The organism is Nonomuraea sp. NPDC004702 (assembly GCF_053601695.1).
Window position 1 is genome coordinate 1 of sequence record NZ_JBSGCE010000140.1, and the last position, 11,596, is coordinate 11,596.

11 protein-coding genes and 2 pseudogenes are annotated in these 11,596 nt (G+C 67.1%); 4 read left to right on the top strand and 9 right to left on the bottom strand.

What is annotated here, in order from left to right:
• The 3 genes from ACWEJ6_RS53200 to ACWEJ6_RS53210 all read right to left on the bottom strand — a co-directional run.
• On the bottom strand, nt 1–180 hold a 180-nt coding region (locus ACWEJ6_RS53200), incomplete at its 3' end, for a serine hydrolase (protein WP_452433331.1).
• 539 nt (nt 181–719) lie between these two features.
• Complete coding sequence (locus tag ACWEJ6_RS53205) at nt 720–1,079, bottom strand: hypothetical protein (protein WP_452433333.1); 360 nt, start codon at nt 1,077–1,079, stop codon at nt 720–722.
• Nucleotides 1,080–1,109: 30 nt separating this feature from the next.
• Complete coding sequence (locus ACWEJ6_RS53210; protein WP_452433334.1) at nt 1,110–2,000, bottom strand: hypothetical protein; 891 nt, start codon at nt 1,998–2,000, stop codon at nt 1,110–1,112.
• A 584-nt stretch (nt 2,001–2,584) separates the two neighbouring features.
• Here ACWEJ6_RS53210 and ACWEJ6_RS53215 point away from each other — a divergent pair.
• A complete protein-coding gene (locus ACWEJ6_RS53215) occupies nt 2,585–3,859 on the top strand; it encodes a helix-turn-helix domain-containing protein (RefSeq protein ID WP_452433336.1) in 1,275 nt (424 codons plus the stop codon).
• Between the two features lie 320 nt (nt 3,860–4,179).
• On the opposite strand, the gene ACWEJ6_RS53220 is transcribed toward ACWEJ6_RS53215, so the two are convergent.
• Nucleotides 4,180–4,644 (bottom strand): hypothetical protein, encoded by a 465-nt coding sequence (locus ACWEJ6_RS53220; protein WP_452433337.1) that lies wholly within the window; start codon nt 4,642–4,644, stop codon nt 4,180–4,182.
• A gap of 176 nt (nt 4,645–4,820) precedes the next feature.
• Nucleotides 4,821–5,666 carry an alpha/beta hydrolase gene (locus tag ACWEJ6_RS53225; RefSeq protein WP_452433339.1) on the bottom strand — a complete coding sequence of 282 codons (846 nt, stop codon included), beginning with the start codon at nt 5,664–5,666 and terminating at the stop codon, nt 4,821–4,823.
• A 547-nt stretch (nt 5,667–6,213) separates the two neighbouring features.
• On the opposite strand from ACWEJ6_RS53225, the gene ACWEJ6_RS53230 reads away from it, so the two are divergent.
• From ACWEJ6_RS53230 to ACWEJ6_RS53240, 3 genes are all read left to right on the top strand, one after another.
• Nucleotides 6,214–7,221: a transposase gene (locus ACWEJ6_RS53230; protein ID WP_452433344.1), complete on the top strand. Its 1,008-nt coding sequence runs from the start codon at nt 6,214–6,216 to the stop codon at nt 7,219–7,221.
• Nucleotides 7,222–7,281: 60 nt separating this feature from the next.
• Nucleotides 7,282–8,175, top strand: a complete 894-nt coding sequence (locus ACWEJ6_RS53235) for an IS982 family transposase (protein ID WP_452433340.1) — start codon at nt 7,282–7,284, stop codon at nt 8,173–8,175.
• A gap of 630 nt (nt 8,176–8,805) precedes the next feature.
• Nucleotides 8,806–8,976 (top strand): hypothetical protein, encoded by a 171-nt coding sequence (locus tag ACWEJ6_RS53240; RefSeq protein ID WP_452433341.1) that lies wholly within the window; start codon nt 8,806–8,808, stop codon nt 8,974–8,976.
• Nucleotides 8,977–8,991: 15 nt separating this feature from the next.
• Here the strand turns inward: ACWEJ6_RS53240 and ACWEJ6_RS53245 are convergent, their stop codons facing one another.
• From ACWEJ6_RS53245 to ACWEJ6_RS53260, 4 genes and pseudogenes are all read right to left on the bottom strand, one after another.
• A complete protein-coding gene (locus ACWEJ6_RS53245) occupies nt 8,992–9,654 on the bottom strand; it encodes a hypothetical protein (RefSeq protein ID WP_452433343.1) in 663 nt (220 codons plus the stop codon).
• 17 nt (nt 9,655–9,671) lie between these two features.
• The gene (locus ACWEJ6_RS53250; RefSeq protein ID WP_452433345.1) at nt 9,672–10,259 is read right to left on the bottom strand and encodes a glycosyltransferase; all 588 of its coding nucleotides are present in this window, start codon (nt 10,257–10,259) and stop codon (nt 9,672–9,674) included.
• 373 nt (nt 10,260–10,632) lie between these two features.
• Nucleotides 10,633–11,057 (bottom strand): annotated as a pseudogene (locus ACWEJ6_RS53255) (transposase); the annotation flags it as partial.
• Between the two features lie 130 nt (nt 11,058–11,187).
• Nucleotides 11,188–11,596, bottom strand: a pseudogene (locus ACWEJ6_RS53260) (IS701 family transposase); the annotation flags it as partial.

The following is an 11,596-nucleotide window of genomic DNA, read 5'->3' on the forward strand; positions in this document are numbered from 1 at the left end:
CTCCTCGAACGGCCGGCCGGTGACCCGGGAGACGAGCACGCCGACCAGGTCGCTGCTGATCTGGTACTGCCACTGCTCGCCCGGCTGGTACATCAACGGCAGCTCGCCCAGGCGGCGCACCGGCCCGCGCCATGGAGGCCAGGACGAGTCCTCACTCCGTTGTGGTGATCTTGGGCACACCGGAGGCGGCAGTCTCCGCAGAGCGTGGAGCAGTAGGGCCAGTAACCGTCAGGCAGGATGTTGGAGTCGCAGCCAAGCATCGAGTCCTCCCCTACCCCGGGGGTGTTCATGGCGGTGTTCGCTGAGCTGGCGGGACGGTCGTGGGACGGCGTGGCGGGACAGCAGGACCGGACGCCGTCCCACGACCTCATCCTGGGACACGCACATGCCCCAGGGTGGGCGGCTGCCGGCCAGTGGCACAGGGACGGCATGGGCCGGCAGCGCACAGGCGCCCGCCTCCCTCCAACTCCCGCCGTCGCGGAGCAGGACTGCTGGGCTCGCCCCGGCCCCGGCTGGAGTGGTGAAGCTCGTGGTCCACGACAAGCCCGATGCTGCCGTGGACCACGAGAACAAGCGGCCCGAGCCCTCGAGTGAGCACATGAAAGGCTCGTGCTCGCGCCGCAGTGCGTGGCCCGGCAGAAGGTGCCCATCGGTCTGCCGGACCACGCCGGAACATGGGCGAGGTTGGCGGCCGCCAGCCCCGGCTACACCACAATCTGTCACTCGACGGCCCTCGCCACCTCGTCTCGGCGCAGGCCTGCGGCGCCCGGCGGGGCGATGGCGTCCAGCAGCTCGCGCGGATCGATCGGGACGACCTGGCGGGCTGAGCCGATCGAGCGGATGGCGTCGTTGCGCCAGCCGGGCGGCGCTACTCGATTCATGAGGATGCGCATCGCCTCGGGGTCAGCCGCTTGGAGGATGATCCCGCTGTCGCAGTGGCCGCGGTAGAAGCCGATGAACCGCTCCCAGTACGGGGAGTACATCAGCACGAACCAGTCGCGGGCGTAGCCCTGGAGCTCAGCCAGGTGCTGCCGCCACACCGTGGGGTTGGTGGTGTCGGCAGTCTCGAGGGCCAGCATGTCGGCTCCTCCACAGTGAGGTGGGCGCTGTCAGCAGCGCGTCAGCAGGTATGCCAGCCACTCATGGCCGGCGTCGGCGAGACACTCGGAGATCTGATGGCGCCCTGCGGCGTGGCGAGCCTCGTGCAGGTGGTGCAGCGTCCACAGCACAGTCAGCCCGGCCACCAAGTGAGTTGGAGCGTCGTGCCAGGCCGGGATCGTCCACAGCAGCGCGTTGACCTGCTCGGGCGTGTGCCCGGCGGCAATGAGGTGCGGGGCCAGCAGCGCCGCGTCAATCCACGCCTGCCCACTGGAAGCGCGCGACCAGCCGACTACGTACACGGTCTCATCCTTGATGAGCAGGTGGCGGGCCGACAGGTTGCCGTGCAGCATGGCATCGCCGCTCAGCATGCCGACCTCGAAGCCGTCCAGCGCCTTCTCGTACAGGCCGGTGTTCCCATACAGGAGACGTACGGGCTGGTCCAGGGCCAGGCTGGCTCCGGCCAGCATCGGGCTTAGGTGCGCGACGACGGAGCGGGCACCATTCGGGCATGGGCCGCACTTGCCCAGTTCGGCCAGCGCCTGCGCAACAGCGGGCACGTCAGGCGAGCCGCACGTCAGGTCAGCGGGGCGGGCGTGGTCGTTGATCAGCTGCCACGCGGTGAGGTGATACTGCTCGACCTCGCCGCTCCACTCCATGCGGGGGACAGGCGCCCAGTGGGGAAGATGCCGGGCCGCCCACCGCTCCTGAAGGTGCCAGGTGGCGTACGGGCTACTGGCCGGGATCAGCTTGACGAACACCTCGTCGCGGCCGTACAGGCGCGCGGCGAACTCCTGCGGAGCGCCGGGCACGATCTGCACGTCGTGGATCGGGCCGACCTGTCCCACGATGGCGGCTTGCACGAGCGAGGGAAGGCTGTTCCACTGCGGTTCGAGATCCATCACGGTCTCCAAGGGGATGTGGTCATGACGGGCGCTTCCCGACTGGGGCGGCGGCGAGGAATTACGTGCTGCCGGCGCCGAAGCTCCGGTTGGCGCCTCACCGTGAGGCCCTGACCGTGTCCGCGTGCAAGGGTGCACACTGCCGGTGAGCGCGGACGACGGTGCGAGGGCGGCGGTACAGCACCGCCACCTCGCGTGGGGCGACGTCGGCGATGCGCAAGTCTGCGCGCAGGGGGACGCCGGGCAGCTCGCCGAACGCGCCGAGCATGTCTGCGAGCGCCTTCCTCTGATCGGGGGTAACCCCCGAGATATCCCGGTTGGCCTCGCTGCGGACGCGCCAGGCGTAGACCGTGGTAAATGACTTTTCGGCAGGCAGCATGTGAGGTGAGCTCCGGGTCGGAAATAGTGCCGTTTTCGCGTAGATTCCACCTAAATCGGATGGCGATGCGGTTGGGCGATTACCGCCACAGGAGTAGCGTGGCCGCCACAGGAAGGCAGGGGTAGAGGGTTCGCGTTCACAGTTGTTCACCGCTGTTCACGGGCTCTGAACAGCAGTGAGCACGCAACACCGGCAGGGGAAGCTGATGGGCGCACAGTTCGGTCAGGTCTTGCGACGGCTACGCGGCGACATGCCTGTGCGCACGCTCGCGCGACGCGGAAATATCAGCCCCAGCTATGTGACCATGCTGGAAAAGGGCACTGCCAATCCATCGCTCAAAACCGCGGTCTCGCTGGACCACGCTCTTGGGGCCTACGGTGCACTGGTTGAGGCTTTTGTCTCGGATGCGCCAGAGCCGCGAAATGCCATACTTGGGGCTCCTACCGATCAGAACGGTTTTGTGCCTACTGTAGATAGGGCTGGCATGCGGGCTGCGGACAACGGGGAGGACGCCACGAAACGCCGACAGCTGTTCGGGCTGGCCGCCAGTGCAGGTGCCCTCGGGTTCGACGAGATCGTCCGCCAGGGCTTGGACCTGGCCACCACGCCGGACCGCAGTGCTGAGGACTGGGACATCGCTCGCGCTGACCACTTGCACGCCCTGCGTACCCGCCCTCCCGCGCGGGTGGTCCGAGACCTGTCCATCGACCTGTACGTGCTGCGGCAGCAGATTGAAGGCGCCCGCGGGGAGGAACTCACCGAGCTTCACCGGGTGGCGGCGGTCCTCGCCGCGATCCAGGCGAACGCCCTCACCCGGATGAGCGACCACGGGAGCGCCATCAGATGGTGGAGCACCGCCAAGAAGAACGCCGACGCATCACGCGACCTGGACCTCAGCCTGCTCGTGCGCGGCGAGGAGGCCATCCACGGCCTCTACGGCCAGCGCGAGCCCGAGACGGTGCTCCGTCTGATCGAGCACGCCCGCCGCCTCACGCCCCGGCCATGGCCGCGGCTGATGACAGCTCAGGCCAAGGCGTTGGCTCTGCTAGGCCGTCCGGCCGAGGCGACCGCGACCCTGCACGCGCTCCATGACCACATGGATCGTGGCGCGGTGGGTGATCGGTGGGACTTCTTCCGGCCGGACCAGATCCCGTTCGCCGAGAGCTGGGTAGCCGCCTACGCCGGTGACGAAGCTGCCGCGGATGCCGCCCGGGACAAGGTGTTGCGCATCATTCCGGAGCGCTCGTATCAGTACCGGGTGAACGCACGGTTGCACGAGGCGATCAGCACCGCCGCTCTCGGAGGGGTGGACGAGGGCGCCCGGATCGCAGCCAACGTGATCGATTCACTTCCCGCACAGTTCCGCACCAACCACATCCGGGAGACCGCGAGGATGGTGCTACGCGCGGTACCCATCACCGAGCAGGCCCGCCCGTCCGTCACGGACCTGCGTTCGATGCTGGCCATCGAGGCTGGGTAAGGCGCCCAACGTTTGTGGCCGGGGCTGTGGCTCTGTTCCTGGCCAGCCTGGAAACGCTGTCGTGGACCGTGGACCGTGGGCCCCGGCTCCTTCATCATCGGGGGCCCAACCCCTGACGCGGCCGTCGTCCACGACGACTGCGGCCGCTCAGGTCACAGGAGGGCGACCTGCTCGTGGTCGGGCAGGGTGAAGTGGACGATCAGGTCGGGGTCCGCGAACCCCGCGACGGTGATTCGTGCCTTCTCACGGGCGTTGCGCACGAAAATCCGTGCTCCGGCGGGAAGCCGCTCGAGAGAGCTGGGGCAGGGTCTGACCACTCCCTACAGACGACGGCCGGTGTAGACGGGGATGCCGTATCCGTGCCCGCGGTCGGCTTCGAGGGACGCGGCCAGCGCCCGTGAGGTGCGCTCGGCCAGCGACAGCGCCGCGACGCTGTCCAGAAGCTTGGTGAGCTGAGCCTGGGACACCTCACTCCACCACTGCTGGGCGGCGGCCTGCTCCAGGCGGTCACGTTCACGACGCGCCAGCTCCACCTGCCGCGCCTGCTCCTGTTGGCGACGCTCTCGTTCGCGTCGTTCGGCCTCCTGGGCCACGCGCTGACGCTCCGCCTCGATCGCCCAAAGACGGAGCCGCTCCTGGCTCTCGGCCCGGCGCCGCTCATTCTCCTGGCGTTGACGCTCCTTCTCGGCCTGCTTGCGCTGTTCCTCAACCTGCTGGCGGCGCTCCTCGGCTTGGCGTAGACGCTCCTGCCGCTCGCGCTTGGCGGCTTCCTGCCGCTGGCGCATGGCTTCATGCCGGGTCTCCGCCTCGAGGGAACGCGGCGTGGTCCACAACGCTGGCCGGCGCAGCCCGTGTTGCTTGGGCCACGCAGTCACGGCGGACGGTCACTGTCGTGCGAGACATGCTGCAGACGCTGGGCCGCTGGCGTCACCGGCCGCAGGTGCGCGCTCTGGAGGACTTCCTAGCTGATCGTCCTGTCGCTTAGGCGGCCGTCCTGTAGCCATCTCGCAACCGTCTGGACTACTGCCGCCTGCCATGCCTGGGTCTGGGGGTTGCGGTACTGCGGGTCATTATGGACGGCGAAGGTATGTTGCGCACCTTGAACCTCGACCAGATCGCAGGGAGCGGTGAACCGAGGCAGCGCTGAGCGAGAGGACTCGATTGGCACGAGGGTGTCCCTTGTGCCGTGAACGATGAGGGTTGGAGCCTTGATCGCGCCGAGAGCGGTGTTCGGCTTCAGCCAGAAGACCTCGTTGAGGAGTGGTCGGCCGTGCTTCAGCGTGGGGGTAAAGGTGATAGATCCCTGTTCGCTGAGTTGGCGGGCGACATCTTCATCTAGGTAGTCGTCGTGCCAGAAGGGGCGGCTATCGATGGTGCGCTTCTTGTAGTCGAGTTGAGGGTTGAGCAGCACCAGGCGGGTTACTTCGTCGGGCCGGTGGGCGGCGTAGTAGCCGCTGATGCCGCCGCCAAAGCTTGTGCCGAGCAGGCTGAGTCTGTCGGCTCCGGTCGTCTCGCGGAGATGCTGCAGTGCGGCGCGGATGTCATTGAGGATGATCGACAAGGTGAGTTCTTCTTGGCGGCCTTCGCTTTCGCCGTGACCGCGCAGATCGAATCGGAGAGACGCCAGGCTGTGCTCACCCAGCCCGCGAGCCATCCGGGTGAAGAAGCCGCTTTCGTGACGAGTCACCCCGCCGCCGTGGACCAGGACGACGGCATGCTCTGGTGGTTCATCTGGTGTGACGAGCGTTCCAGCGAGTTGTTGGCCGTCGAGGGTCCGGAAGGAGATCTCATGCTCCGTCGAAGTCACCTTCAGCAGCATAGGTACGGGCCCCGACTGCAGGAAGTATCTGCGGCGGTCCAGGGCGACGGCGCAGCTCAGGGAGATGTGAGCGGCAGCCGTTGGTCCACTATGTGGATTCGCTGCGGGTTTCGGCCACACCATCGGACCAGCGTGGCATCTTCATGTTCGGTGGCGGGAGGGTCCCCGCTGCAACCGCCAGGTTGAAGACGCTCTCCTCCCAGCCCAGAGCCTCGCGCAACTGCCTGCTGGTGTGTGCGCGCGCGGCGGGGCGTCGGTGGTCGGAGCCGGGCAGGTGCGGCGTCCAGGGTTCACCGGTCGTGCCGTTCGTGGGAGCGCTTACGACGGTTGGGTCTCCGTCCGTACCTGCCTCAGGCAGGCCGGGTAGGCCATATTCTGCCAGCGCGTGCAGGCGCTGAGCTTAATCTTTAACCTTTCTCATCGGCTGGCTCGTTGAACTGGGTGAAGGTTGGGTCGTTCGCGGGACATGGAGACGGCCTCGGCGTGATCATGAGCGTTGCTGAAGACGCTGACGATCACTACCAAGGCCGTGAGGATGAGTGTGCTGAACGAGGCTGCTCGTGTCGAGTCCTTTGCCGCGCTGTGCCGCTTTCGGACCGATTTTTACGACTGTCTGAGTGCGCGAGCCGATGCGGTGTTACGCAGTGATGGGCCGGTGCGTTCGCTGGTGGAGTTGTCGCTGGTCGGTGAGCATCGTCGAGGTCATGGGTCGCTGTATGCGGCGCTGGATCGGGGCCGGCTCGAGGTGGGGCGGCCGCGTCGGGCGTTGAGCACGGTGCCCCTGCCCAGAGCGGCGGACGAGCGGTTGGTGCTGGCGGTGGATGTGACGTGCTGGCCGCGGCCGGACGCGCACACCTCGCCGGAGCGGATCTTGTGCCACACCTATGGGCGGGGCGAGGACCAGCACATCATGATCCCGGGCTGGCCGTACTCGTTCGTGGTGGCGTTGGAGACGGGCCGCAGCTCGTGGACGGCGCCGCTGGATGCGCTCCGGCTGGCGCCGGGTGATGATCTGGCCGCGGTGACCGCCGCCCAGCTGCGCGAGGTGGTCGGACGGCTCATGGCGGATGGGCATGGGCAGTGCGGTGATCCCGACATCCTGATCGTGGCCGACGCGGGTTATGACGGGCCGCGCTTGGCGGGGCGGACGTGGAGCGGGGCACACGCCTCCTCGAAACCCTCGCCACCGACACCACCTTCAACACCTTCGGACGTCTACAGTCAGCCCGGGCGCTGGCCCAGGCGGACAGGACCAGGAATCTCGGCGCGCAACTGCTGCACAGCTTCGCCACCGATCGCACCCTCAACACCGCCGACCGAGTGTGGGCGGCTCGGGGACTCGTTAACGTGGGCGCGGAGCAGCAGGGCACAGGGCTCCTTGAAGCCCTCGCTACCGACTCAGCCCTCATCGCGTACGACCGAGTGTGGGCAGCGTAGGGCCTGGCTGAAGTGGACGTGGAGCGAGGCTCTGTGCTCCTCGAAACCCTCGCCACCGACCGCGCCCTCATCGCCTCCCACCGGGTACTGGCTGCGCGGGGCCTAGACGAGTAAGTCCTAAGTCGTTCGGAGTGCACGCACGACGAAGGGTGTCGAGGATCGATGTGTGACGAACGACCTCAACACCCTTCTGACCGCACTGTACGGGAAGCTCGACGACTGGCTGGGCGAATCACCCCGCCCAGGACGACCACCCCGGCTGACCGACGCCGAGCTACTGACCTTGGCGGTCGCCCAGGTCCTGCTCGGCCTGCCCTCCCAGACCCGCTGGCTGCGCTACGTCCCCGCACACCTGCCCGTCGCCTTTCCGTACCTGCCCGGCCAGTCCGGCTACAACAAGCGCCTGCACAAGGCCCTCCCCCTGCTCAAACGAGCGATCCGAGCCCTGGCCCGTGACACCGACCTGTGGGACGACCCGCTCTGGGTGACCGACTCCACCCCGGTCGAGTGCGGTCGTTCCCGCCCCACAGCCCGCCGTTCCGAGCTGGCAGGATGGGCCAGCTACGGCTACTGCCGCTCCCACTCACGCTGGTTCTGGGGCCTGCGCCCGCACCTGATCTGCACCCCGGCCGGACTGCCCATCACCTGGGCCCTGGCCACCCCGAACATCGACGAACGCCAGGTGCTCATGGCCGTCATCGAACACGACCCAGATCTCGTGACCGAACGGCACGACCTGCTCATCATCGCCGACAAGGGATACATCTCCGCCGAGCTGGACGCCTTCCTGGCCGAACGAGGGGTGCGGCTGTTACGCCCGTCCTACCGCAACCGCACACCCCGCCCCGGCGAGGAACTCCTCAACCCCATCCACCAGCTCATCGAGTCCGTCAACGACACCCTCAAAGGCCAACTCGACCTGGAGCTTCACGGCGCCCGAACCGCCATCGGCGTCGGCGCCCGCATCGCCCAGCGCATCCTGGCCCTGACCGCCGCCATCTGGCACAACCGCGCCACCGGCCAGCCCATCACCCGATCCCTAATCGCCTACGACCACTGACCCGACTTAGGACTTACTCGTCTAGCTGATGCGGACAGGAAGCGGGGCACACGGCTACTTGAGAGCTTCGCCAGCGACCCTACCCTCGACGCATCCGGACGCGTACAGGCAGCCCGGGCGTTGACCGAACTTCGCAGGAGGATGGCGGATGGGTAGGTGAAGGTGTTTGCTAGGGATCTCTCAACGGACATCTAAGATCTTGAAGGCTGATCGGCAAGAACGACCATGCCACCAGGCGGGCCCCTCCCCCATCAGCTGGTGATCTCGCCGAGCAACTCGGCCTGCGGAGGGCGGCCCTAGCTAATGTTCCTCGCCTTTAATGCGACGCAGAAGTAACTCTAGGGATGCGAGGATCTCTTCGGCCGTTTTGATCCAGACGAACGGCTTGGGGTCCTCGTTCCAGACCTCCACCCACGCCAGGATGTCCTTCTCCAGCGCGGTGACGCTGGGCCGCGGTCGCCGCGTGGCCGCCGGTGGAAAGGCTGCCGGACCAGGCGCGGACACCTGTTGCCCGGGTGCTGGATCTCTGCCGGTCAGTGCCGTACACGACCTGAGCGGGGCCCGGTTAACGCCGCTGCGGAAACGCGGCACGGCGCTCTGCTGGTCGCCTCGGGAACGCTCGACGTTTTCATGTTCACCGTAGCCGCTCCGTGGGACCTCGCGACCATGGTGGCGATCGTCGAGGAATCCGGCGGTCGATTCAGTGACGCGGCAGGAGGACGTGCTCTCGACGCCGAGACCGCGCTCTTCACCAACAGCAAGCTTCACGATCAGGTTCTCCGCTGCATGCAGGCGCCCTGAGCACTGGGAAGAGCGTCAGAGCCCGAATCTGTGCGCCACCCGCTTGGCCAGTTCGTCCTCGCTCGTCGCGACGTCGACCTCGATGGCGGGCAGCCCGAGACGGTTCGTCTCCTTCTTGAGAAGGTCGGTGAACATCCGGTCACGCTCCAACAGATTCTGCTGGGCACGCTGCGGATCACTGGTCTTGCGTGGAATGTCCCATGCTGTGCCGCGACTTTCAAAGGCCGCCCAACGGAACGCGGGGGTCGGGAGCAGCCATACGGCGTGTGCGGGATCGGCCAGCAACGGTTCGACGAGATGGGGCAGCAGCCGGAAGCCCTCAGCGATCACGCCGGCCCTCTCCGACAGCCGCAGGAGGTCTTCCACGATCAGGCCGAAGCCCTCACCCCGATACCAATGGAAGGTGTCCAGCATGGTCTCCGGCGAGCGGGTCAGCCAGCGCTCGTCCATGTCCATGCCCTTGAACAAGCCCAATTGCGGGGCGTCTACCTGCGTGAGCTGGCGGGCGTGCTCCGCCATGACGTCGTCGGTCGCGTACACGGACAAGCCGTACTCGATCGCGAGCCGCTGGGCGATCGCCGACTTGCCCCCGCCGCTGCCGCCACCGATCCAGTACACATTCTTCAACCGCTTGCGCAGTGTCGCGGCCTCGGCCCGCTCGTGCTCTTGAGATCCCAAGCCCCACCCCTGAACGTCTACTGACTGGTCGGTTGGCGCAGCGCCGACAGGTGGACGTCATGGTACTGGCGAGCCACGCCACTCCAGCCGTACTCATCCATCCGCGTCGGGTCGACCGCCGGCAGCCCGCCGCTTAAGGCGTCGTCGATGAGGCGGCGAAAGCCTTCGACCTCGCACGGGGTCACGGAGGGGACCCCGGGGAAGCGCCGGACGACCTCGGGAACCTGGTCCGTGCTAACCAATGGGCAACCGCATGCGATCGCCTCTAACGCCAGCATGCAGAACGTCTCGAGGCGATCGGACGGCACCACCAGAACATCACCGCTCTGGTAGTAAGCAGGCAGCTCGCTGTGTGGAACGAACGGCAGGAAGGTCGTCACTGACGCGATGCCGAGCTCAACGCTGAGGCGCTTAAGACTCTCGCGAAGAGGGCCCTCGCCGATGATCTGGAGCCGAGACGGCAGAGCGAAGGCCCGCAGCAACGTCTCGACGTTCTTGTCGGCGGCGAGTCGGCCCACGTAGAGCACGATGCCGGCGTCGGGTGACAGGCTGGTGCGGTGCCGGGCCTCAGCGCGGTCCCCGGGTTTGAAGAAGGTGAGGTCGATGCCTGGGGGATCACCTTGGCCGGTGGTATTCCGGCCGCCCTCAGCTCTTCCGCTTGAGCCTCGCCGATCGCTACGAGCCTGACGTGGTCACGGATCCGGAGAAGACGGTTGCGCAGGGCCTCATCGTGCGAGGACTCCCCGTTGGGCTGCCATCGCCCGGCCCTGCCCCAGTGCGTTACGACGAGCGGCCCGCCGAGTCGCGTCAGCAGCGCCCCAGCGTCCCGCAGCCCTTGGACGTGAATGACATCCGCGGCAGCGGCCGCAGGGAGCGAGGTCACTGCCTGGAGCCAGCGCCGGTGGCGCTCGCCGTACCGATCAGAGGCACACCAAGCAGACCGAGGAGCAACCGTCAAGACCTGTGGATCAAGATCTTTTAGGCGGCTATCGACTGGTCCTCCATGGCCGGTGATTCCTCGGGCCGCTCGACGAGCTTGCCTGTGACGAACGTCGCCCCCCGCCCGGACCAGGGCGACGAGACACGGCGCGTTGACCGCGCGCCAGCGCTTCCGCGCCGACTCGATCAGCTTGAAGGCCATCACGAGTCCAGCCGCGCGGGATCCCGGCCCCTTGGTGGACCTTAGTCCGGTGCCGGACGGCGGCGAAGGTGGACTCGATGGGGCTGGTTGTGCGCGGACGCACCCAGTGCTCGGCCGGATAGTCGTAGAAGGCCATCGGTTCGTCGAGGTCGTCGACCACCTTGGCGACAGCCTTAGGACACTTGGCGCCGTAGGCGGCCTGAAAGTCCTTGACCGCGCGTTCGGCGTGATCCTTGTCCTCGGCGTTCCAGATCTCGGCTAGTACTACAGCCTGATTTCGTTATGTTTGAGCCAGCGTCTCCAGTAGTGACTAGCTCGGGCGCGGGTCTGACGCTGTCGCCGATGGCGGGACCAGGCGAGGGCGAAGTCGAGGGGGCGCGTGGTCGCCGTGGTCAGACGAGCCAGGAGACGACGGACTTCGGCGGGTGTGAGGCGGACCAGGCCGCTTGGGCTTTTGGGGCGTTGGCGGCGGTGACGGCGAGGTAGGCATGGGCGAGCATCGCCAAGGTGATGTGCCGGTGCCAGGCGTCGAAGCGTCGGACCTGGTACTGGTCCAGGCCGGTCTCGTTCTTGGCGCTCTGGAAGCATTCCTCGATCGCCCATCTGCCGCCGGCGACGGCGATGAGGTCTTCCAGACTGGTGCCGACCGGGGCATGACACAGGTAGTAGGCCAACTCCAGCTCGCCCTTGGCGTTGGGAGTGAGGGCGCGCCGGACCAGCAGCCAGCGCTGGTAGCCGGGTTCGGTCTCGAAACGCACGGTGGCCAGGGCCCAGTCATACAGCCGCTCGCCTTTGGCGCCC

Bases quoted from the DNA above. Each gene is read 5' to 3' on its own strand.
- ACWEJ6_RS53220 (WP_452433337.1), bottom strand. From the start codon at position 4,644: ATGCGCCAGCGGCAGGAAGCCGCCAAGCGCGAGCGGCAGGAGCGTCTA.
- ACWEJ6_RS53240 (WP_452433341.1), top strand. From the start codon at position 8,806: ATGTTCACCGTAGCCGCTCCGTGGGACCTCGCGACCATGGTGGCGATC.
- ACWEJ6_RS53215 (WP_452433336.1), top strand. From the start codon at position 2,585: ATGGGCGCACAGTTCGGTCAGGTCTTGCGACGGCTACGCGGCGACATG.
- ACWEJ6_RS53230 (WP_452433344.1), top strand. From the start codon at position 6,214: ATGAGTGTGCTGAACGAGGCTGCTCGTGTCGAGTCCTTTGCCGCGCTG.
- ACWEJ6_RS53205 (WP_452433333.1), bottom strand. From the start codon at position 1,079: ATGCTGGCCCTCGAGACTGCCGACACCACCAACCCCACGGTGTGGCGG.
- ACWEJ6_RS53210 (WP_452433334.1), bottom strand. From the start codon at position 2,000: ATGGATCTCGAACCGCAGTGGAACAGCCTTCCCTCGCTCGTGCAAGCC.